Source organism: Lysinibacillus sp. FSL P2-0066, from assembly GCF_037969495.1.
Lineage (GTDB): Bacteria > Bacillota > Bacilli > Bacillales_A > Planococcaceae > Lysinibacillus > Lysinibacillus boronitolerans.
Map to the genome: position 1 here is coordinate 1807765 of NZ_CP150202.1, position 22985 is coordinate 1830749.

Annotated in this window: 25 protein-coding genes; 21 read left to right on the forward strand and 4 right to left on the reverse strand. The window is 40.3% G+C overall.

Annotated features, from left to right (window positions below):
- Positions 1-293: 293 nt before the first annotated feature.
- The 4 genes from MKZ14_RS08705 to MKZ14_RS08720 are packed head-to-tail and all read left to right on the forward strand — an operon-like array spanning position 294 to position 3738.
- Entirely contained in the window at positions 294-992 is a 699-nt protein-coding gene (locus tag MKZ14_RS08705) for a response regulator transcription factor (protein ID WP_016994627.1), read from the forward strand.
- Positions 989-2437, forward strand: a complete 1449-nt coding sequence (locus MKZ14_RS08710; RefSeq protein ID WP_339280807.1) for a HAMP domain-containing sensor histidine kinase — start codon at positions 989-991, stop codon at positions 2435-2437. The genes MKZ14_RS08705 and MKZ14_RS08710 overlap by 4 nt, the downstream gene beginning before the upstream one ends.
- On the forward strand, positions 2437-3507 hold the full coding sequence (locus MKZ14_RS08715) for a sigma-E factor regulatory protein RseB domain-containing protein (RefSeq protein ID WP_339280808.1): 1071 nt from the start codon (positions 2437-2439) through the stop codon (positions 3505-3507). Before MKZ14_RS08710 ends, MKZ14_RS08715 begins: the two co-directional genes overlap by 1 nt.
- 9 nt (positions 3508-3516) lie before the next feature.
- Entirely contained in the window at positions 3517-3738 is a 222-nt protein-coding gene (locus MKZ14_RS08720; RefSeq protein ID WP_016994620.1) for a hypothetical protein, read from the forward strand.
- A 270-nt stretch (positions 3739-4008) separates the two neighbouring features.
- On the opposite strand, the gene MKZ14_RS08725 is transcribed toward MKZ14_RS08720, so the two are convergent.
- Together MKZ14_RS08725 and MKZ14_RS08730 are read right to left on the reverse strand one after the other, a co-directional pair.
- Complete coding sequence (locus tag MKZ14_RS08725) at positions 4009-4362, reverse strand: DUF4260 domain-containing protein (RefSeq protein WP_312124874.1); 354 nt, start codon at positions 4360-4362, stop codon at positions 4009-4011.
- Complete coding sequence (locus MKZ14_RS08730) at positions 4363-4788, reverse strand: MerR family transcriptional regulator (protein ID WP_312124876.1); 426 nt, start codon at positions 4786-4788, stop codon at positions 4363-4365.
- A 122-nt stretch (positions 4789-4910) separates the two neighbouring features.
- On the opposite strand from MKZ14_RS08730, the gene MKZ14_RS08735 reads away from it, so the two are divergent.
- The 3 genes from MKZ14_RS08735 (at position 4911) to MKZ14_RS08745 (ending at position 8270) form a co-directional block, all read left to right on the forward strand.
- Positions 4911-5417, forward strand: a complete 507-nt coding sequence (locus tag MKZ14_RS08735) for a sigma-70 family RNA polymerase sigma factor (protein ID WP_016994614.1) — start codon at positions 4911-4913, stop codon at positions 5415-5417.
- Positions 5410-6600: a hypothetical protein gene (locus MKZ14_RS08740; RefSeq protein WP_339280809.1), complete on the forward strand. Its 1191-nt coding sequence runs from the start codon at positions 5410-5412 to the stop codon at positions 6598-6600. Before MKZ14_RS08735 ends, MKZ14_RS08740 begins: the two co-directional genes overlap by 8 nt.
- 221 nt (positions 6601-6821) lie before the next feature.
- Positions 6822-8270, forward strand: a complete 1449-nt coding sequence (locus MKZ14_RS08745) for a tetratricopeptide repeat-containing diguanylate cyclase (RefSeq protein WP_036081333.1) — start codon at positions 6822-6824, stop codon at positions 8268-8270.
- Positions 8271-8321: 51 nt separating this feature from the next.
- On the opposite strand, the gene MKZ14_RS08750 is transcribed toward MKZ14_RS08745, so the two are convergent.
- On the reverse strand, positions 8322-8870 hold the full coding sequence (locus MKZ14_RS08750; protein ID WP_333004478.1) for a GNAT family N-acetyltransferase: 549 nt from the start codon (positions 8868-8870) through the stop codon (positions 8322-8324).
- Between the two features lie 165 nt (positions 8871-9035).
- Here MKZ14_RS08750 and MKZ14_RS08755 point away from each other — a divergent pair, with 165 nt between their 5' ends.
- The 9 genes from MKZ14_RS08755 to MKZ14_RS08795 all read left to right on the forward strand — a co-directional run bounded on the left by MKZ14_RS08755 (position 9036) and on the right by MKZ14_RS08795 (position 17192).
- Entirely contained in the window at positions 9036-9506 is a 471-nt protein-coding gene (locus tag MKZ14_RS08755) for a DUF2975 domain-containing protein (RefSeq protein ID WP_339280810.1), read from the forward strand.
- A gap of 10 nt (positions 9507-9516) precedes the next feature.
- Entirely contained in the window at positions 9517-9738 is a 222-nt protein-coding gene (locus tag MKZ14_RS08760; protein ID WP_004229042.1) for a helix-turn-helix transcriptional regulator, read from the forward strand.
- A gap of 118 nt (positions 9739-9856) precedes the next feature.
- A complete protein-coding gene (locus MKZ14_RS08765; protein ID WP_103117875.1) occupies positions 9857-10507 on the forward strand; it encodes a TetR/AcrR family transcriptional regulator in 651 nt (216 codons plus the stop codon).
- A gap of 56 nt (positions 10508-10563) precedes the next feature.
- Entirely contained in the window at positions 10564-12882 is a 2319-nt protein-coding gene (locus MKZ14_RS08770) for an ABC transporter permease (RefSeq protein WP_339280811.1), read from the forward strand.
- Positions 12883-12887: 5 nt separating this feature from the next.
- On the forward strand, positions 12888-13643 hold the full coding sequence (locus MKZ14_RS08775) for an ABC transporter ATP-binding protein (RefSeq protein WP_333004485.1): 756 nt from the start codon (positions 12888-12890) through the stop codon (positions 13641-13643).
- A gap of 104 nt (positions 13644-13747) precedes the next feature.
- Positions 13748-14266 carry a sigma-70 family RNA polymerase sigma factor gene (locus MKZ14_RS08780; protein ID WP_339280812.1) on the forward strand — a complete coding sequence of 173 codons (519 nt, stop codon included), beginning with the start codon at positions 13748-13750 and terminating at the stop codon, positions 14264-14266.
- The gene (locus MKZ14_RS08785) at positions 14253-14915 is read left to right on the forward strand and encodes a TIGR04104 family putative zinc finger protein (RefSeq protein WP_339280813.1); all 663 of its coding nucleotides are present in this window, start codon (positions 14253-14255) and stop codon (positions 14913-14915) included. The genes MKZ14_RS08780 and MKZ14_RS08785 overlap by 14 nt, the downstream gene beginning before the upstream one ends.
- Before the next feature lie 141 nt (positions 14916-15056).
- Positions 15057-15608, forward strand: coding sequence for a biotin transporter BioY (locus MKZ14_RS08790; RefSeq protein WP_016994603.1), 552 nt, complete (start codon positions 15057-15059; stop codon positions 15606-15608).
- A gap of 18 nt (positions 15609-15626) precedes the next feature.
- Positions 15627-17192, forward strand: coding sequence for an amidohydrolase (locus MKZ14_RS08795; protein WP_339280814.1), 1566 nt, complete (start codon positions 15627-15629; stop codon positions 17190-17192).
- A gap of 34 nt (positions 17193-17226) precedes the next feature.
- On the opposite strand, the gene MKZ14_RS08800 is transcribed toward MKZ14_RS08795, so the two are convergent.
- Positions 17227-17436, reverse strand: coding sequence for a hypothetical protein (locus tag MKZ14_RS08800; RefSeq protein ID WP_016994601.1), 210 nt, complete (start codon positions 17434-17436; stop codon positions 17227-17229).
- Positions 17437-17483: 47 nt separating this feature from the next.
- Between MKZ14_RS08800 and MKZ14_RS08805 the strand changes: the two genes are divergently transcribed.
- The 5 genes from MKZ14_RS08805 (at position 17484) to MKZ14_RS08825 (ending at position 22975) form a co-directional block, all read left to right on the forward strand.
- Positions 17484-17627: a hypothetical protein gene (locus MKZ14_RS08805; protein WP_016994600.1), complete on the forward strand. Its 144-nt coding sequence runs from the start codon at positions 17484-17486 to the stop codon at positions 17625-17627.
- A 21-nt stretch (positions 17628-17648) separates the two neighbouring features.
- Complete coding sequence (locus tag MKZ14_RS08810) at positions 17649-19418, forward strand: glycerophosphodiester phosphodiesterase (protein ID WP_115673991.1); 1770 nt, start codon at positions 17649-17651, stop codon at positions 19416-19418.
- Between the two features lie 216 nt (positions 19419-19634).
- Complete coding sequence (locus MKZ14_RS08815) at positions 19635-20585, forward strand: stalk domain-containing protein (RefSeq protein ID WP_036081307.1); 951 nt, start codon at positions 19635-19637, stop codon at positions 20583-20585.
- A 319-nt stretch (positions 20586-20904) separates the two neighbouring features.
- Entirely contained in the window at positions 20905-21696 is a 792-nt protein-coding gene (locus MKZ14_RS08820) for a DeoR/GlpR family DNA-binding transcription regulator (RefSeq protein ID WP_339280815.1), read from the forward strand.
- A 13-nt stretch (positions 21697-21709) separates the two neighbouring features.
- Entirely contained in the window at positions 21710-22975 is a 1266-nt protein-coding gene (locus tag MKZ14_RS08825; protein ID WP_339280816.1) for an aminotransferase class III-fold pyridoxal phosphate-dependent enzyme, read from the forward strand.
- The last annotated feature ends 10 nt before the right edge of the window (positions 22976-22985 follow it).

Consider the following 22985-nt stretch of genomic DNA (forward strand, 5'->3'; position numbering starts at 1 on the left):
CGCGGACAGTAGCGGATAAAACCGGCAAAGTGGCGGATAGCTCAGTTAAAGTAGCGGATAGAACCGGCAAAATGGCGGAAAGCCTGGACAGTAGCGGATAGAACCGGCAAAGTGTCGGAAAGCCCCACAAAAGTGGCGGATAGCTCAGGCAGGAAGAAAAACTGCTTCGATGAAATCGGTAGCCTCCGCCCCCTTGTGTAAAGTGCGGATTCGCTCTAAGGTAATTATAAAGAAAGTGTAAAGTTCGGAGAAAATCGTTTTTTCCGTAGTAAGGTGAATGCAGGAGGAAAATGATGAAGGAAAAGTTACTACTGATTGAGGATGATACAGCGATTGGGCGTATTGTGAAGGATACGCTGGAGCAGGAGGGCTATTGTGTAACATGGGCTACTACGGGCCTTGAGGGATTGGCAGATTTTCAAACGCAACCTTTCGATTTAGTGCTGGTGGATTGGATGCTGCCAGAAATGGATGGATTAACGGTTTGTCAAAATATCCGTTGGGAGAGTGATGTGCCGATCCTAATGATGAGTGCTCGCAAGGAAGATGCGGATAAGGTGGAGGGCTTGCAGGGGGCAGACGATTATATCGCTAAACCATTTAGCTTAGAAGAATTAAAGGCACGAGTTGCCTCTCATCTTAGACGCTGGCGACGCTACCATAAGCAAGACGTGATAGAAGAGCATACTGCCTATGCGAATGGATTAACAATAGATTGGCAACGACAAATAGTATGTGTTTATCAGCAAGAAATTGCATTAACTCAAAAGGAGTTTGCTCTTGTTAGGCTGCTAGCTAAAAATCCGAGTCAAACCTTTACAAAAGAGGAACTGTATCAGCATATTTGGCAGCAAGCAACGTTAGAGGACACTCATACTGTCACAGTTCATATTAAGGCACTACGAGAAAAGCTCAAGGATTCTGTGAAAAACCCAAATTTTATTCAAACCGTGTGGGGTAAGGGCTACCGTTTTATTGGTGAACCATTATGAAAATAAAAGCGTGGTTACTAATCATGTTTTTTATTGTAATGGTATTACCCATAGTAGGAGCTTATAGCCTTTATGTGTGGATTAATGCTTATTACCAAGATAAAAATGTGGCGGAGTTCTTTGACAAGTGGACAGAGCTAAATCAGGTAAAAGATGTCGTTGACAATCCAATGCTTTATCAAAAAAATGCCAATCTTAAAGAGGTTGAGGATCTTACCAATGAGCAGCTGGCGATTACCCTCTATACGAAATCTGGCTATGTTTTATATTCCTCCAACCCTTTGCTAACGGGCTATGTAGGGAAAGAGCGCATGTTAAATGGTTTATATGATTTACAGCAAGCATACAACGCCTTTACATACAAGGAGCCTGTATATCTAAAAGGTGATTTGCTTGGCATCTATGAAATTCAATTAATACGAACAGATTGGGTAAAGGGTGTAGAAAAGCGTTCATGGCTTGTCATCGCAAGCACGATCCTGTTGTTTCTTATCATTTACTTAACTGTCATCTTGTTGCTTCATCGGAAACTGAATCGGCCATTACGTGAACTGATGCAGCAAATGCGTCATTTTGCGAAAGGTCAGCATGTTAAATCAAATCTAAGCGTAAGAAAAGATGAGATTGGGGCACTCGCCAAAACATTTGAGGCGATGCAGGATGAAATTGAAAAGACTCGGGCTTCTTTAAAAACGGAACAACAGCAAAAAGAAATGATGATTGCAAGTATTTCCCATGATTTGAAAACGCCCCTTACAGCCATCCAAGCCTATGCGGAATCTTTACAAACTAAAGGCTTAACAGAACAACAGAAGGCAGAATATCAGCAGGTCATCGTTACGAAGGCAGATCGGATGAAGCATATGCTAGAGGATTTAATGATGTTTACATTACTTCAATCAACAAACTATACATTAGAGCTCATTGCTGTGGATGGAGAAGAATTTTTTGACATGGCCTTGTCTGACTATGAACCCTTATGTGAAGAACAAGGATTTACATTAAAAGTATGCTGTGCCGTGGATGGGCTCTATGCTGTGCATCCTAAACAACTTCAGCGTGTCATTGATAATTTATTGAGCAACGCCTGGCGTTATGGGGAAAAGGGGACAACAATCGGCTTAGCGGCAGTCAATGCTGGAAATAATCCCGAATGGGGCTTTGATTTCTTGAAGTCTGCTTTAACCAAGCAAGAGGGAATGTATATAATTGTGCAAAATCACGGAAGAGGCATACCACAGCAGGACATTGTAAAATTATTCGAGCCAATGTATCAAGCAGATTATGCGAGATCAAAGGCTGGTGAACGAGGAACAGGACTAGGCTTAAATATTACAAAACAAATTATTGAAAAACATGGTGGCACTGTCGAACTGCTTTCTAGAGAGAGCATTGGAACAGCGGTAATTTGCTGGCTACCACCTTCTAAAGGAGTAAATGAATGATGAATTGGAAAAGATCTTGCCGAGCAGCAGGCTTAATTGCTGTAATGACATTTAGCTTAGTGGGCTGTAATTCAGAGGCATCTTATACACCTCAGGAAATTATCGACCAAGCCCTTCAAGAATCCAAGGAGCCACTCACTTATTATGGCGAGTATACGTTAGACATGGGAGAGCTAGGTGGCAAAGCTCAAGTGAAGGAATGGGTAAAGGATAGCAATAGACGGATAGAAATGATAGGTGATAATGGTGAACATGTTATCACAGTCAAAAATGATGCTAAAGTGATTAGCTATGATGTCACGGAAAAGACAGCCTACACAATAGATTATTCACAACATGAATTAGACGGCTTGCAATCACCGAAAGATCAGGTACAGCTTATTTTTAATATGGTTAAGGATACCCATGATATTAAAATAGCGGGAGAAGAGAAGGTTGCAGGTAGAGATACGTATAAAATCGTGGCAAAGACGAAGAAAACGGAATCGTTATTTGGAGATATCGAAGCATGGATTGACAAAAAAACTTGGCTGACATTAAAAATGAAGACAGATAGTGCAGGGAATCATATGATCACTGAATATTCTAAGATTAATTTTGGTGAAAAAATAGATGATCAACAATTTGCGCTAGATCTACCAAAGGATGTAACGATTCAGGAAATTAGCGGCCAGGACACTTCAGAATCTATTTCATTGGAGGACGTCAAGCAGCAGCTTGAAAAGTTTTTATTAGTGCCAGAAGTAAATGGTCTTACGTTAGATAACATATCCATGGTCAAAGGGATAGAGGAACGACCAGAATACTCTTTCGATTATGTTTTAGATGGAGAGTTAGCTTTTTTTGTCACAATTTTTAAAGCAGATGCGAGTGTTGCAGATATTGGCCCCATTCTAAATGAAAAAGAAATAGATATTCGAGGACAAAAAGGCACTGTTATGGATAGTGAAAATTTCCGCTCCCTTGCTTGGCAAGAAAACGGCTACCAATATAGTATGGTTGGGCAAAATCCAGAATTAACAGTTGAGGATCTTTTAAGCTATGCGCAACAAATGACCGTTGTACAATGAGGTGATACTATGAAAAAAGCGCAAGGACTAAAATGTCTGGCATTATTTTTATTTACCACTATTTTTTTATATGGGGTAGGGGAAACATATGAGGTGTCTTGGCTACAATTTCACTTTACGGGACAATATCAGGACGCAGGCTTTTATTTCAGTTTTACATCCCTTATTCCAATATTGATTGGACTATTAATGGTGGGTCTATATGAATCAATGTTAAAAAGATTCATCTAAATAATTAGGAGCAGGATCCGAGTGGAGGAGCCTGCTTTTTTTATGGTAGAAATATAATAAAGAGGATACTAATAGGAGGTTTTTGCAAACATACTAGCAATTAGTGTCCTGCCTGTTTCATAGAAAGCAAGAACAGCTAGCTTAAAGAGAGCAACTCCATATTCCGATGATAAATAATGGTAATCCCACCCCAAGAGGGCATTTAATTAGGAAATTTTTCTAACCCATTTCTACTAAAAATCGCAGTGTTAAATGGCTAGCCATCTTTCATTACGCAATCCGCTGTAAATGTGTCTTCTTAAAAGCATCCTCATATTTTAAACCATAGCCAAGTGCGCGATCTAAGAAAATATGCGCGAGCCAAATCAGGGCAGCCATCAGAAGTATTGGTGTAGTCGTTAGTAAACCAATCGCCATTATCATGGCAGGTAGCACAAAGCTATGCCCCATATTATAGAAAAGAGCGCCTATTTTTGTATTGATGAGATAGCCAACCATTGTGATGTCTGGGAGCAATAAAAATACAATAAAATATAGCCATGAAAAATTTAGATGACCATAGAAAAAAACAGTGATGACGAAAGCAAGGATATATTCGATTGAGATGATTTTACGTAGTGACATTTAACCACGACCTTCCAGTAAATTTTGATACATATCCTCAATGAGTGAGGCAATTTTTTCTTGATTTTCTTCATACTGTCCGTCAGCCATTAACGTTTTAGTCAGTTGTAACGAATGAAGCGCATGCTGATAGAATCGAAGTTGCTGCTCAATCTGGGCAATCTTTGTGGAAAATAGCTGTACCGTTTCTTCATTACATGCTGTTGAAATAGGCTTTTGTTCGAGTGTCAGTAAATGTTTAATTTCTTGGAGCGTAAAGCCTAGCTGACGTAAAACGATAATAAATTTCATTGTATGTTCACACATGGCATCATACACACGGTAGCCATTGTCTTGTTTTTGCGGCTGTAAGAGCCCCTCTTTTTCATAGTAGCGAACGGTATCGGTTGTTAATTGAAATTTCTCGGCGAATTGTTTAATTTTCATGTAAGTACCTCCTAAATTCATCCTAACATTGGAGCATGCTCCAAGGTCAAGGTGCTTGAGAAAAAAAGTAAAAAAATGAAACGCTCAATCAGTGGCAGTCGTTTATAGTGTAAGAAGGGGAGGTGGACGGCATACTTGAGGAAATGATCGAAGAACATGCAGCGCATTTATTACGTCTCGCCTATTTTTATGTGAAGAACCGACAAACCGCAGAGGATATTGTGCAAGAGGTCTTTATTAAATTTTCTCAGCGTGGCTATGAAGAACGTGGGCAGTTGCGTGCGTATTTATCCACGCTAACGATTAATCAAAGCAAGGATTATTTAAAAAGCTGGCATTATAAGAAATTACTATTACAAGAAAAAATATTTCCTGTTCAGGGGAATAGACAGCGAGATGAGCTGGTGGCAGCAGAGGAACGGTCTCAAATTGGGGCAGCTATTTTAAAGCTTTCACTTACCTATCGGGAGCCCATTATCCTTTATTATTTTGAAGAAATGAAGATTCGTGATATTGCCCAGCTACTTGGCATTGCAGAGAATACGGTGAAAACAAGACTGAAGCGGGCAAGAGAAGCATTAAAGCCTCATCTGAAGCAGGAGGAATGGGAGGTGCTTAGACATGAATGAGATACAGAAGGAATTACTCAAAGTCGCTGGTGATATGACAGCAAGCAAAGAACGCGTCAAAAAACATGTACTACAACAGTCTATCAATAGAAGGAAGCCTTTGCGTTTCACCCTATTAACCGTCGTGCTGACACTTTGTGTGGTGGGGTTTATGATGGTGCAGCTTCTTACGAACGAAACAGAGCAAACATCCTCACTATTTCATGAAAGACAGCTTGAGCATTTCGAACGTCTTAATCAGCTAATGTGGCCAGGGAAAGAGCAGGAATTTTATAAAGAGGAAGCCTATCTATCGTATGAGAAGCTCGTTGCCGCCTACTATTTTGCGAAATCAGTAGGGATTGATTATTCTAAGGCAGAGCTAGAGGCGGAGAGAAAGAAGCAGGTAGAACAGTTGGAAATGCTTTATCAAGCATCTGAATACGAAGCACTATTTCGGGGATTAGCACCGAAACAGTATGTTGAAACATATCTCGAGCCCCTTCTGCCGATGTATACAACGCGAACAAAGCTATATGCTCTCTATAAAGAAAAATATCCAACTTTTTATGCTTACCAAGAAGTAGCCAATATTGATGCTAAACGATATTTCCAAGCGCATTATACTGAGCAGGCAACAGCCTTTCAAAAGGAGCATAACATTGTAATACGTACCAGTTCACATGGCTCTTCAATGGTCGGAACAGTTGCAAAGGTTGAAGCGAATGTTTTCTTATTTATTGAAGGGGTGATTCCTGAGGACCTTGACCATATGGCAGAAGAACAGCTTGCTGAAAAATATGAACAGGCCGATTGGTATCCTGTGCTGGATGATTTTCCTGTCAAGCAGGGGGATTATATTACGTTAACTTCTATGGGAACAGGCAGTACGGAGGAAAACGGGGTCGTAAGAAAATATGGTTTATTATCGAAACTGGAAAAACTAGAGCCAACCATTACTCAAAAGCTTGAGCTAGAAAATGACAAAGAGGTCGCTCAGTTTTTACAGGATATCCCTTGGCAGCCCGCAAATTATATGAAAAGACCACCCGAATATTCATTTGAAGTAGAAGGCGTCCGTATTGAAATGTGGAAGGGCTATGGCGGTTCAATTTATCTCCAAAAGGCTGGTAGCGGAGAAATTCACCTTAGTGCCAACAGAGCGAAGGAATTAATAGCCATCCTAGGCATAGAAGAATCTTAACAAGTCTCTTGAAAGAGGCTTGTTTTTTGTTTAGGGGAAAATTATAGTGAAAGTACCATGTTAAAATAACCTTTAATTGAATGTAGGAAAAAATACACACTGATTTTCGTTATTAGGCTGAATTACTTAATGTCGAAAAAATAAATGAGTCCAAAGAATTGTAATATTTTAAGGTCAAAGGTAGTATTAAAGAAGTAAGGATGAAGAAAAGGAGGGGCGGTATGAACGCACAAGAATTTGAAGAACTATGGATTACGCTTAATGAGCTATATAATGCGGATCGTTTTTTAGAATATATAGAAATAAGTAGTGCCGCAATTGAAAGTGCCATTAAGCTTGAAATGTATGATAAGGCTATCCTTCTATTACGTTATAGCTGTGCCAGTTATTTTCAAACGGGTGATTTACAGCTTTCTATAAGTGTCCTTGAACAATATCGTGAGTTAACATTTCAACATGGCAACGATATTGATTTAATTCAATATTACAATTTAGCAGCCATTTATTGGGGAACATTTGGTCATTTAAAGAAATCAGAAGAGTTGATGTTGAAAGGCTTAAAAATTGCTGAAGCAATCCAGCACGTGGAGAGCATGGGGAAAATCTATAATAACCTAAGCGACCTTGAAATATCCATGGGAAGCTATCGGACAGCTAAGGAATTTGCCTTAAAGAGTTTATATTATGCGAATGCGTTTGAAATGAAGCATAAAGAGCCTTATACAGGGATTATCCATCCGAAGACAAACCTAGCTGTTGCACTTATTTGGCTTGAAGAATTTGAAGAAGCCAATACGATATTACAAGAATTAATGGCAACCATTCATCATCCACCCTATTCGAAAGTACAACTTGAGGTACTCAATGCCTATGCCTTCCTGTGTGAAAGACAGGGACGTATAAGTGAGGCCATTGATTTATATCAAAAGACAAAGCATTATGCTTTACAAAACAATGACCTTTCTCTACTTCAACTAATTTATAATTCTTTAGTGAAGCTAATTGAGGAGCAAGGCAATAAAATTGTATTATGTGCGATACAAAAGGAATATATAAATATTTTATTAGAAATCCAGCGTGAAAACTATTCACATGTATTGTTTGAAATGGAATATAACGATCATAAGAAGCAGTTTGAAAAAAATGCCTATATTGATCCTCTGACGAATATTTACAATCGTCGCTATTTTGATGAACAGGCCAAAAAGATGGTCGAGAAGGCGGCTGAAAAACATCAGCAATTGGCCTTGATGATGGTGGATTTAGACCATTTTAAAGAAATCAATGACATGAATGGTCATTTATTTGGCGATGATGCTTTGACGAATACAGCCAAAACCTTACAGGACTATTTTCAGCCCTTTGAGTCCATTGTTGCCCGTTTTGGGGGGGATGAATTCATTGTGTTGAGTCAAGTAAAGGAAGGTGAATCAGTGCAAACATTGGCTGACAACCTGTATCAAACCTTAACGGCACTATCACTGACAGTGAATAATCAAACGGTTCAGTTGGAATTTAGTATTGGTGTCAGTACGAATGATCATGGCAAAATTCAGAAAGTAGAGGAGCTTATCCAGCATGCGGATGAAGCGCTCTATAAGTCAAAGCGTAATGGCCGCAACCAAATTACGCACTATAATCATTATTGCGATGTGGGAAATGGTATTTAAAAGAGAGAGAGGCATATCTACGCGGAAAGTGCCTCTTTCGTAAACGTGTTGCTAGTGTGATGGATTAAGCAAGCCATACAACACAATATCTTCAAAAGTCCCGTTTTTATAAATATGATCCTTTAAGGTTCCCTCATAATGCATGCCACATTTCTCCATAATTTTCCCAGAGGCGGGATTAGATTGGAAATACCGGGCATAGATACGATGATACTGTTTCTCCTGAAAGGCGAATTCAATCATCGCTTGAGCAGCTTCTGTACCGTAGCCATTACTCCAATAAGGCTCTCCAATCCAATAAGCGATTTCTCCTCTTTGATGTTGGGATTGATTTGACAGTCCTATCGCTCCATATAATTGTCCACTTTGTTTGTCTGTTATCGCGAATTCGTAACTTCGATTTTCCTCAAAGTTTTGTTGATGCGTGGAAATCCATGATAATGCACATTCTAATGTATAAGGATAAGGTAAACTCAATGTGCTTTTATAGATCGCATAATTGTTACATAAAACACTTACTTCTTGTGCATCTGCTTCTGTAAAAAGTCGAAGTATTAAACGAGGTGTTTCTATCGTCTTTTCGGCTGGCGAATAAATCATCGAATACCCCCTTTTTAATGGTAGGATTGATTATAGCACAATAAAAAGTAAAGTAAACCAAATAATGGGTGTTATAGTGCATCTTGAATTGGAATAAAAATTTATTGAAAAACGATAAATTATGTGATAAATTAAACAGGAGAATAAATAAAAGAGGTGCGTAAGATGAAACGAGAAACGCTCTTTTTAAAGATAGCTGTTTTTCTAATAGGTATACCCGTTCTTGCCTTATGTGTATGGGTGGTGCCTCGTGTTGCATTGGATACAGTGGAGCATTCTCCCATTCTAACCATTGTTGCTTTAATTGGCGTCTATGCAACGGCTATTGCATATTTTGTTGCGCTATTTACGACGATCAAACTATTGAGCTATATTGACCGAAACATTGCATTTTCAGAGCTGTCAGTGAAGGCTTTAATTAAGATCAAATATTGTGCAATTATAATTAGTAGTGTTTACGTGGTTGGCATGCCACTGATCTACTATGCTGCGGAAGTAGACGATGCCCCAGGTCTTATCCTTATCGGAATGGTCATTATTTTTGCTTCCTTTGTCGTGGCAGTCTTTGCTGCTGTACTGCAAAAGCTTCTAAAAAATGCCATCGATATCAAATCAGAAAATGATCTAACGGTTTGAGGTGAATACTATGGCAATGATCATTAACATTGATGTAATGCTGGCGAAACGAAAAATGAGTGTAACAGAGCTTTCAGAAAAAGTTGGCATCACGATGGCGAACCTTTCGATTTTAAAAAACGGCAAGGCCAAAGCCATCCGCTTTTCAACATTAGAGGCTATTTGTGAGGCATTGGATTGCCAGCCTGGCGATATTTTGGAATATCGGAAGAACGAGGAACTACAAAAATAAGGATCTGCATAAAGCAGATTCTTTTTTTGTAGAAATTATTGCCAACAGAAGTAGTCCTATGCTAGGATAAAGAAAAGATATATCGACAGGCAGTCGGTCAATTATAAGGAGTTGTCTTATGAGAGAAATAAAAAAAGCGGAAGAACGCAGAAATGAAATATTAGATGCAGCGGATGAATTATTTACACAGAAGGGGTTTGATGGTACGAGTACGAGTAATATTTTGGAGAAAGTAGGCATTGCTCGAGGCACACTCTATTATCATTTTAAATCGAAGGAAGATATTATGGATGCACTCATTGAGCGTTATACAAGCACAATGCTAGCAAAGGCGAAAACCGTTGCAGCAGACAAGACTATAGCTGTAAATGAGCGGATATTGCGCGTTGTCATGGCATTGAATATGCAAAATGAACAGGGTGGACAGGAAATGATGGAGCATGTTCATAGGCCGCAAAATGCCTTGATGCACCGTAAAATACAGCAAGTGGTCATCAATCAAGTACCACCAATCCTTACTGCCATTATTCGAGAGGGCATTGAGCAAGGTATTTACCAAACGCCTTATCCCTATGAGTGTATGGAAATGATTATCGCTTATACCAATACGGTATTCGATGATGATCTCGTCTTGATGACAGATGAGGAACGTGCTGCTCGTATTCCGGCATTGATTTTTAATATTGAACGAATGCTAGGGGTGGAAAGTGGTAGCTTATTGTATATGATGCAAATGTTTGGAAATAAAGGAGAAGGCAGTCCGAACTAAATATTTTAGGTCTTGTTAGATTTGATGGCGATTAACAATATACAAAGAGGTGACTTATGTATTGGAAAATTGTTCGAAATGATATGGCAAATAGCAAGCTAATTACAGGTATGACCATGCTATTTGTGGCGGTAGCAGCTTTACTTGTCACACTATCAGCAATACTTATTGTCCATTTGACAAGTGCAATTGACACATTGATGAAACAAGCAGAAACGTCTCATTTTCTTCAGATGCATGCAGGGGAAATTGATCAAGTGCGGCTTACTGAATTTGCAGAGCAAAATAAATATGTAGATGAATTTCAAATGAATGAATTTCTAAATGTGGAGGGCTCGAAGATCAATATTGCGGGTACCACTTTGGCACACAGTGTGCAGGACAATGGTTTCAGCACACAAAGTGAGAATTTTGATTATTTACTTGACCTTGATGGTCATGTGATTGAAGTGTCCAATGGTGATATTTATGTTCCTGTAAGCTATTGGAAAGATGGCATTGCCGACTTGGGTGATACCGTAATCGTTCATGATCAAATCTTTACAATAGCTGGATTTCTAAGGGATTCACAGATGAACTCTATGCTGGCTTCCTCCAAACGCTTTCTTGTCAGTGAACAAGATTTTGCAGCAATCCAGGAAGCAGGCACGATTGAATATTTAATTGAGTTTCGTTTGAAAGATTTGAAGGATTTAAAGAATTTTGAAGAAGCCTATATAAGTGCGGGTTTGGAAGCAAACGGACCGACCATTACCTACCAACTTTTTCAAATGCTGAATGCCATATCAGATGGGCTTATGATTGCTGTGATCTTACTCATTAGTCTCCTTGTAGTCGCTATTGCTTTTATGTGTATTCGATTTACATTGCTCACTAAAATTGAAGAGGATTATCGAGAAATCGGTGTGATGAAAGCAATCGGCCTACGGGTGGCAGATATTCAGAAAATGTATCTAGCCAAATATGGTGTTATAGCTGTGATCGGCTGTATGCTCGGTTTTGCCTGTTCCTTCTTCCTTCGAGATATTCTATTAGAAAATATCCGTCTGTTCATGGGAGAAACGGACAATGTTTCACTCATTTGGTTGTTCACGGCTCTGGGGTTGTTGCTCGTATTTATGATGATAATGGGCTATGTACAATCGGTACTGAAACAGTTTCGCAAGCTATCAGCCACGCAGGCTATTCGCTTCGGCACAATGCAAGGAAAAGCGCAACATGCAAAATTATTGAACCTTAGCGCCAATAAAAGGCTACCGATTAATCTTTTCCTTGGCATGAAGGATGTGCTATCACGAAAAACACTTTATGCGACAATGCTCGCAGTATTAGTTTTGGCAACATTTATTATCATCGTCCCACAAAACTTACACAACACGATTGCAGCTAAAAGCTTTATTACGTATATGGGGATTGGGAATAGTGACATCCGAATTGATATCCCACAAGGCAAGCAAAATGAACAACAGGTGGCAGCGGTGATGGAGGCGCTTGAGCATGACACAGCCATTAAGAATTACACTGTTTTGACAACAAAAAAGTTCACAACAATTGCTGAGGACGGAACAGCGGAAAACCTAAAGATAGAGCTGGGTGACCATACGATCTTCCCCTTAGAATATGCTCATGGAGAGGCTCCAATTGCCCCTAATGAAGTAGCGCTTTCGGTGCTCAATGCGAGGGAGCTTCAAAAAAAGGTTGGCGATAGTTTAGCAGTGGTCATTAATGGAGAGAAGAAAAATTTGAGGGTCAGCGGGATTTATTCAGATATTACCAATGGCGGCAAGACTGCTAAGGCAGCTTTCTCTGACCAGTCTACGGATAGCATGTGGAGTGTCGTCTATAGTACGATGTCAGATCCATCTCTTGTTGCAGATAAAAGGGCGGAATATGCAAAAACCTTCTCATTTGCCAAAGTGTCAGGTATTGATGATTATATTTATCAAACTTTTGGTACAACGATTCATGCCATTGAAAAGGCAGCCCGTGCAGCACTCGTCATTGCCTTATTGCTAGGTGTGCTCGTGACATTCTTATTTATGAATATGTTGATTGCAAAGGATCAAGCGCCCATCGCGATCATGAAGGCATTAGGATTCACAAATGTCGATATAGCTACACAATATGCGGCACGTTCGATTTTTGTATTACTGCTAGCAATCTCGATGGGGACGTTGCTCGCAAACACGCTAGGTGAATATTTAACTAGTACGGTCATTGCCTCATTCGGGGCCGCTTCATTTGATTTTATGATTAATCCACTAGCAGCTTATGTTTTTTGCCCACTAGCGCTTACAAGTGTCGTACTGCTAGCCACACTATTTGGTACGTCAAGGGCAGGGCAGGTAAAAATTATTGAGCATATAAAGGAGTAGAACCTATGAATATAGTGAGTGGTGAGCAAATAGCAAAAGCGTTTCAGGTAGGCAATGAAAAGCATCCCGTTTTACTAGATGTATCAGTTACAGTCAGTCAAGGGGAGTTTATTTCCATTATGGGCCCATCAGGCTGTGGTAAATCAACACTGTTGTATGCCCTTAGCGGGATGGACAGTATTGATCAAGGTCAGGTCATCTTTGATGGAATGGATTTAACTACATTAAGTGACAAAGAGCTGGCTGATTTGCGTAGAACGAAAATGGGCTTTGTCTTTCAGCAGCCAACCTTTCTAAAGAGCTTAAATATCCTTGATAATATTCTGTTACCTGCGATGCGTGATGAGCGAAAAAATGTGAGGACATTGACAGAAAGGGCACTACAGATCATGAACAAAATGGGGATCGCAGACTTAGCAAGGCGAGATATTACACAGGTGTCTGGTGGGCAGCTTCAACGAGCAGGCATCTGCCGTGCCTTGATCAGCAACCCACAAGTGATCTTTGGAGATGAACCCACAGGCGCATTAAATTCAACGTCTGCTCAGGAAATCATGGACTTATTAGCCTCCATCAATCGTGAAGGCACAACGGTAATGCTTGTGACCCATGACCCAAAAATTGCCGCAAGAACAGAGCGTATCCTTTTTATGTCTGATGGCGCTATCGTGAATGAGCTGAGATTGCCTCGATTTACAGGCGCTGATTTAGACGATCGCATGGTCAAAGTTGTCTCTACGATGCAAAAAATAGGTATTTAGCTTGAAGAAATCCGTAATGATTTAAAAATTACGGATTTTTTTTTGATAAAATGAATCGCAATCGTTATGGCTTCCGTCAGTAGTGTAGAAAGTAGGTGAGGGCAATGATGGCTATTGAACAGATAATCGAGGAGCACGGTGATTACTTACTAAAGGTCGCCTATCTATACGTAAAAAATAAGGCGACGGCGGAGGACATCGTGCAGGATGTGTTCATCGCCTTTTATCAAAAGCAGGAACAATTTCGCAGGGAAGCATCCTTACGTACATATTTAGTGAAAATGACGGTTAATCGAAGTCACGATTATTTACGAAGTTGGAAAAGTAAACGACTGACATTGTTTGAAAAAATCATGGGACGCACAACAGCTATGACACCTGAAAAGGAGATGCTAGAGAAAACTGTAAAAAAAGAGCTGGTGGAGGCATTGTTTACATTATCAGTTGCCTATCGAGAGGTCTTGATACTGTATTATTTCGAGGAGATGTCGACAGTGGAAATTGCACAGCTTGTTCACTGTCCAGAAGCAACGATTCGCACAAGATTACAGCGAGCTCGTAAACAATTAGCAACAGCAATGGGTGACTTTGATTGGGAGGTGCTACGCCATGAATCAATTTAAAGAGGATGTATTAAAGGAGCTACAAGATGTCAAGCTCACACAGCAGCGCAAACAAGTAATTGCGGAAAAAGCACGACGAAAAGTTCAATGCAAAGCGGGTGGTCAATGGACTTATCGTATCGTGTTCGCTACCTTTACTATTTTTGTTATTGGTTTTAGCTATATCTTGACACAACAGAAGGGGCAACAGAGTCCAGGCCATCAGGCGGCTAGCCTGCAGTCAGATACTTGGCATTGGTGGTCACTTTTTAATTCGGATTATGTAAGAGGCTTTATCTTACTGAGCATCTTTATAGGGGCGACATTTATTGTCAAACGCTATCTAATGAAAAAGGGGTATGGTTTACCTGTTTGTATTGAATGTGGGGAGAGTTGGTCTGAGAAGGATGCTCGTAAATTATATCGCAAAAATAGTGGAATTGTGTGCCCTCATTGTGGACAAAAACAATACCGCACAAAAAAATCCATGCAAATCAGTGGTGTAATGACGATGCCAGTGCCGCTACTGATTATGTTGCAGCATGTTTTCCATCATTTTGTTATCGGTCTCATTTTCTTTTTAGTGGGCATGTTCTTTTACCATTATCAAATTGCGCCATATGTGTTTAAGCTACAAGAGAAAGATCCCATGAATGAACCTTTATGGTAATGATTTCGGCAGGAAATTGCTAGGCTAATCTAGCAATTTCTTTTTTTATTCTAAAATAGATTGACAATGGTTTTCATTTGCTTTATCTTTGTGTTAACTTATTTTTATTATTAGTTAACGCACAAGGGGAGGCTTTTTACATTGAAAAAAGGAAGTACATATCAATATGTGTTAGCAGCATTTGGGGCAGCGATAATCGCGGTTTTAGCACAGGTAACAATTCCACTACCACTTATCCCGATTACAGGTCAAACGTTAGCGGTTGGCATCATCGTGACGATTTTAGGGACAAGATTAGGCACGTTATCTGTTCTATTATATATTTTACTAGGCGCAGTAGGTTTACCTGTATTTAGTGGTATGTCAGGTGGACTTGGGATTTTAGTTGGTCCAACAGGTGGATATATTGTAGGCTTCCTTGCCACAGCCATTATTATGGGCTTATACTTAGATAAATTTGGTATTACATTTGCTCAAGCTATTATTGCGAATATCATTGGGATGTTCGTTACGTTAGTGTTTGGAACAGTGTGGTTAAAAATTGTAGCAGATTATACATGGACAGCTGCCTTTATGGGTGGTGTTGCACCATTTATCGTGGTTGGTATTGTCAAAGCGGTACTTGCAGCATGGATTGGTGTGATTGTTCGACGTCGCTTAGAAAGAGCGCACTTAATTGAAGCAATAGCATAGGACATAGGAGGAATTGTTTTGGCAACATTATGGACAGGTGGTAAGATTTACACGATGGCTCAGGTTGGTGAAACAGTGGATGCAGTCCTTGTTGAAGATGGAAAAATTGTGGCGACAGGCTCAGCGGAGAGCTTGTCGCCACTAGCTGCTTCTATCCAACATTTAGAGGGCAATATCATGTATCCAGGCTTTGTCGACAGTCATTTACATATTATTGGCTACGGAGAAAAGCTCAAGCATCTTGATGTATCGGCGGTTACAAGTAAAGAGGCGTTACTTGTGAAACTTCAGGAGCGAATGGCTGAGGCGTCAGCACATGAATGGGTCATTGCGATTGGACTAAATGAAAACCAATTTGAGGAGCCCATTTTCCCGACCTTAGCGGAGCTAGATGCCCTTGGAGATGCTCATTTAATCATTAAACGGAGCTGTCATCATTTGATCCTAGCCAATTCCAAGGCACTCGCTTTTGCAGGAATTACAAACAGGACTCCTTCGCCAGAGGGGGGTGTCATTGACAAAGTAGATGGTCAGCTCACAGGGATCCTAAAGGATGCCGCATTGTATTTAATTGTTAACCATATGCCACATATTACACCTGCGTATATTGAGGATGCACTGACAAAGGCGGTGACCTCATTGCAATCCTATGGCTTAGTAGGGGGACATTCAGAGGATTTGAGCTATTATGGACCGCCAAGCCAGCCGATTCAGGCTTATCGCAAAATAGTAGAGGCACAGCAATCCTTTAAGGTGCATTTATTACAGCATCATACAGTCTTTGAAGAGGTTGCGAAGATGGATTTAGCTTCCTCACCATTTTTGGCGTTTGGTGCGATGAAAATTTTTATTGATGGAGCCTTTGGAGGTCGTACGGCTGCACTACGTCTGCCTTACTGTGATGATCCAGACAATGCAGGGATGCTTATTCATACAACCGAGCAATTAGCAAGCTATGTTCAGCTGGCACGTCAATATGGACAAACCGTTGCCGTGCATGCCATTGGCGATTTAGCAATAGACACGATTTTAGACGTTTTTGCGGCATATCCTCCTCAGGAAGGTCAGCTTGATCGGGTGATACACTGTAGCTTAGTTGATGAGGAGCTATTAGCTAAGCTAGCTGCATTACCAGTGGCAGTGGATATGCAGCCGCAGTTTGTACAGGGGGAATACCAAGCAGAGCTATCGAGACTTGGAGAGGAGCGCGCACAGGGCTTACATCCTTTAAAGTCGCTTCTTGACAGAGGGCTGATTGTCGCAGGCGGCAGTGATGCGCCGATTGAAGTGCCAAACCCGTTGCATGGTATTTATGCGGCTGTCACTAGAAGAAATTTTGGGGAGTCACATGATGGCTATAACCCGCATGAGAAAATTTCTAGATTTGAGGCAGTCCGTTTGTACACAGTAGGGGCTGCTGAAATCATTGGACAGCAATTGATGCGTGGCAAAATTGCAGCAGGCTTTGCAGCAGACTTTACGATTTTACAAGAGGACGTTTTTACGGTAGAGATGGAGCAGCTTCCACACATTCAAGTCGCATGCACGGTTGTGAATGGTCAGATAGTATATGAAAATCGCTGAGAAGGTTATCCTTCCCAGCGATTTTTTTATGGGACTATTGTTTGTCAGCTAGTTGTTTTACTTGTTGTTCTAAGGTCGACACACGTTTTGATAAGTCCTCTACTTGCTGTTGCATGGTTGGTGGAGGAGACACAGGGGCAGTGGATTTCATTTTTTTGATCATATGGATCATCACGAAAAAGATCGCTAGAAACATACATAAAAGAACGATTGTACTAATGATATCGCCAAGGTTGAATTTCATGTTTGCGCTCCTTTCTGTAGTGGGTATCTAGTTATATACAGGGTGGCATGCTAAAAAGTTTCAAAAAAATGGAGATTGTCACGATTAATACAAAAATTGACGCCTACTTTGGTGTAGAGGAGTGCTATTTTATTGGCTTTGAGGAATGGGCCATAGCAGTCAAAACATACGTTAGTAGTGAGCGATTTTAACAGCATGATAGGGGTGAGTATGTGCACAAGGCAGGACAAGTAATGCGACAGGCTGTCCATAATATTTATGTTTATCGATTCGATTATGTACAGGTTTTCGCATTAATTAGAATCTTTCAGTTTTTATTAATGATCCCTGTAACCTCTATCGTTTTGAAGCTCATGCTACGAGTAACAGGGTTTACACATATTACTGAGCAAAATTGGCAAAGCTTTGTGACGCATCCCTTTGTGATGATAATGATTTGTCTATTAATTTTGCTGTTTTTATTATTTGTATATTATGAGATGGGCTTTCTATTTCTCATGGCCTTTCATCAGCAACGAGGACTTCGCTACCGATTTCTTCCTTTATGGCAACAATTAAATCGCAAGGTTGTCTATTTTTTTAGTGTGCAAGTTCTCTTTCTCATCGTCTATTTAGCACTATTAATGCCACTAGCTTCCTTTATGCTACCCCTTACATTGACTCAATCCATCTCCCTACCACATTTTCTAACTGAAGAAATCATGAGTAGTCGAGCGGGTAGGCTAGCATATGCTGCGGTGGCAAGCATCATCGTGATGATAGGTATTCGAAGTATCTTAACGTTACCTATCTTTACAATCCAGCCGAACATCTCTATTTTGCGTTCTTTTAAGCAAAGCTGGCGATTTTCCAAGCGTGGTTTATTTGAACTAGTCGTGCTACTAGCTATGCTTTTAACAGGTCATCTGTTGATGATGCTTGGTATCACAGTGGTCGCTACGTTTCCGCTCTATTTAATTGAACGTTTAATGCCAAGTGCAGCCTTGGTTACGGCTGGGCTGACACTAGCCTTTTTAGAAATGGTCTTTGTGGTGCTATTTAGTTTATTACAGGCGATGTTTTCACAAGTTATGGTCGCCATTACGTATAATACGCTAGTTATAGGCAAAGTGAGCGGGACTACACATCGGAAGCGGCGCTATAAGCCATTACTATTGATCAGTGGCATTGTGTTTCTCGTATTAAGTATGATGAATATCAATTCATTAGAGAAAAGTGTCTATGCGCCAGATACCAAAATTATTGCCCACCGCGGCTATGTAGCAGGCAATGTAGAAAATACAATTAGTGGATTGGTGAGTGCAGCCAATGCGGGGGCAGATTTAATTGAAATCGACATTCAACAAACGGTGGATGGGGAATTCGTCGTCTTCCATGATCGAACATTACGAAGGTTAGCAGGTAAAAATGGTGTTATTGCGAATATGACCCTGAGCGAACTAAAAACGTTAACCATTCATCAAAATGGCTTTAGCGATAAAATTGCTTCATTAGATGATTGTATTGAAATTGCCAAAGCGTTAGATGTGGCGCTTCTAATCGAATTAAAGGTGCATGGTCAAGAAACAGAAGATGTTTTACCGAAATTAGTAGAGAAGCTACGAAAATACAAGGTGCTAGATTCCTATTATGTGCAATCCGCTGATGGACAGAAAATGACGCAATTAAAAAAATTGGTGCCGAATTTGCGAGTCGGTATTGTCTATGCACTCAATATTGGACCGATGGAGGAAAATGTTGATTTTATCGCACTGGAGGAATCCTGGGTAACGGAGCAGCTTATCGAAGAATTGAAGCAACATCCGACCGATTTATTTGTTTGGACACTCAATGACGACCGCTCCCTGCAAACTTTTATCGAAAAAAATGTCAGCGGCGTCATCACTGACCACCCCGACGTCGCCCGCGAGCTAAGAACCCAGCAAAGCGAAAACCAGTATTTCTTACAGCGCATCCTGAATCGTCTGAGATTTATCTTTTGATCGGGGGAGAATAAAATTGCGAAGAAGCGAATATCCGCGAAAGCAAAGCACCGCCATCTAGTAAATCGAATATTCAAGAGAAGTCGCTCGCAAATCGCTATCGCTCAAAATGAGGAAGCAAAGCTCTAGCCATAAAAATGGAGACAGTTTGTAACCTTTTTCGTGTGAACACGACTACTTTATTGAATTCGGGAAAATGAAGGAGATGCTTTTTGTATGAAAATGACGAAAGTCGTACCATTTGCTATGTCAGCATTATTATTAGGGGGCGCGATTGGAGCTCCAACTGCATCAGCGAACGAAGGAGAGGCTACTGTGATTAACGCAGAAACTTCGGAGCAACAAGTGCAGCCTATTTTTATTAAAGTGACAGGTACAGTTGAAAACGTAGAAGTACGTGAAAATGCCACATACTATACAGTGGTTGATGGTGACAATACAAATATTGTGATTGCCAATAAAGACTCATTGGTTTTTGACAATATGGGAAAAGAAGTCAAGCTTCAAAAAGGAGATAAGGTGTCAGCTTACTCTTATGCCAAGAAGCCAATGCTTGCGATTTATCCACCACAATACAACCCAGAAGTAATCATTGTAGAAACAAAAGAAATGGGTAGCGTGGAAGTGGATTTCTTCAATAAAGATTTAGTGGATACTGAAAATAACCTCAAGTTAAATGTTGGGGAAGACACGAAGCTAGCGAGTGCTACTGGCAAAGCTGTGAAAGTGGACGATTTAAAAGAGCAGCATTTAGTCGTGTTCTACACAATTGCAACGATGAGCATCCCTGCTCAAACACCGCCTTCAAAAGTAATTGTATTAGATACGATTGAGAAGGAAGAGCCTGTTGAAGTGGATCCAGCTCCGACCCCAGAACCAGCACCAGTGGATTCAGCGGTTCAAGAAATTATCAATAAAGACTTTTACGAAGTAGATGGGACAAAAATGGTGCCGTTACGCTTAATTGCTGAAAAGCTAGGCTTTAAAGTAGAAGTAACGCCAAAAGGTGCCATTGTTTCAAAAGGAGCCCTTTCGTATACAATTACGCGAGGTCAAAAAGAATATGGTTATAATAAAGCGCTTCGCCAATTTAAAGTAGCCCCAGCTTTATTAGAATCTGGCAAAACATATGTACCTGTTGAATTTGTAGAGGAATTAACAAAATAATCCCGTCATCCCCCTTTATGGTTTCTGCCATAAAGGGGTTTTTTCATGGAGAAAAATAGTGTTGTAGAAAAGTATTTTGAAAAAGATTTTTAAGAGCAGTTGAAGCAAATGGAAATTGGTTTTTTGTGGAGTCTTAATTCTGCACTTTGGAGAAATATGTTGCTTTAAAGAGAAAAAATCATACAGAAAATAAAATTCAGAGTATTGACAATTATTGAACTATTATTTAAAATTCAAAACAAATCCACATGAATACAGAAATAAAGTGTTGGATTTGTGGATTTTGTTGGATTTAACTTTGTGTTTGGAGTGATGATGTATGTCTCTTTCGTTTGAGGAACGTAAAAAAGTAATTTTAGATATTTTAGATTTAGAAGGAAAAGTGAAGGTAAGTGATGCAGAGCAGCTATTAAATGTATCAGGCGAGACTATACGTAGAGATATGGATCGATTGGAGAAGGAAGGGCTTCTACACAAAGTCTATGGGGGGGCTGTGAAGGCAAAGGAAAAGTATGAGAGGACCTTTGAACAGAAAACGTCACTTAACAATATAGAGAAGAGAAGGATTTGCAAGGCTGCTGCAAATATTGTGGAAGACGGAGATGTTATTTTTATCGGTCATGGTACAACAGCCTATGAAATCGTTCGTTATTTAGGTGATAAGCCCAACGTCATTGTCGTCACAAATTCGCTCCCCGTTTTATCATTAGCCGCAGAATGCTTTCAAGGGAAGGTACTCTTTGCGGGAGGAGAATATGAACATCGTCAAAAATTTATGGGTGGTCCATTAGCTGAGTTATTTTTTAATCAACTAAAGGCAAATAAAGCCTTTGTTGCTGCAGGCGGAATTTCGTTAGCAGATGGTATTACCGACTATGATATTACGGGCGCAGCGATTTCAAAGAAATTAATAGAGCGGGCAGAAAATACGATTATTTTAGCAGACCATACGAAATTTGGTGTCTCTACATTTGCGCATATTTGTCATTTAGAGGACGTTTCGATGGTGATTACAGATCAAAAGAGCTCCACACAATGGCAGGAACGATTACAGCAGAAAAAAGTGGAATTATTCATTGCAGGTGAAATGTTGGATGACGTCAATGTATAGGAAGGTGGAAACTATGGACTATTTTGCAAATAAACAGGCAACCTTACAAAAATCAATTGACTGGTGGAATCCAGGAAAAACGAAACAGTGGCAAATCGATGGTGTCGATGTCGTTATCGGGAAACGAGAGGGCTATTATTTCTACGATGTGGATGGCAAAAAATTAATGAATGCGCATCTCAATGGCGGAACATATAACCTTGGCCATCGTAATCCAGAAGTCATTGCTGCATTAGTGGAAGGAACCAATTATTTTGACATTGGTAATCATCATTTTCCATCTACTGCACGTGCACAGTTAGCTGAAAAATTAGCAGCCTGCACACCAGAAGGCTTAACATATTCTATTTTCTCTAGTGGTGGAAGTGAAGCAATTGATGTGGCTCTAAAGTGTGCGCGTTATGCTACAAAACGTAAAAAAACGATTTCCATTAAAAATGGATATCATGGACACACAGGTCTTGCGGTTTCGCTTGGCAATGAACGCTATTCAAAACCATTTTTAAGTGAGGGCAGTCCCCATGAATTTGTGCACGTACCTTTCAATGATCTGGCGGCAATGGAACGAGAGCTTGCTAGAGGGGATGTAGCTAGCGTAATTATCGAGACTATTCCTGCGACGTATGGTTTCCCCTTGCCAGCTGCTAATTACTTGGCGGATGTCAAGTCACTTTGTGAACGATACGGGGCACTATATATTGCAGATGAGGTGCAAACGGGCTTGATGAGAACAGGTAAGCTGTGGGGAATTGAGCATTATGGCGTGAAACCAGATATTCTGGTGACAGCAAAGGGTCTAAGTGGCGGTATCTATCCAATTGCAGCTACAGTGGTCAATGAACGAGCAGGTGGCTGGATGGAAGAAGATGGACTAGCCCATATTTCTACATTTGGTGGAGCAGAGCTTGGTTGTGTAGTGGCGAGGAAAGTATTAGAAATCTCCCAACGTCCTGAAGTAGTAAAGAATGTAGAATATGTTGCTCGTTATCTACGAAGTGGCTTAGAGCGTATTCAACAACAATATCCTGATTTCTTTGTGGGCATTCGTCAGCTTGGCGTTGTCATGGGCCTAGAGTTTAATCATCCTGAAGGGGCTAAATATGTGATGAGCTCCTTGTACAAACATGGTGTATGGGCCATTTATTCAATGCTGGATACACGTGTGTTGCAATTTAAGCCAGGGCTATTATGTGATAAAGCGTACTGTGATGAATTGCTTGAAAAATGTGAGGCTGGCATTAAAGAGGCAGCACAGCTTGTAAAATTTGCACGCTATTAAAGGGAAGAAA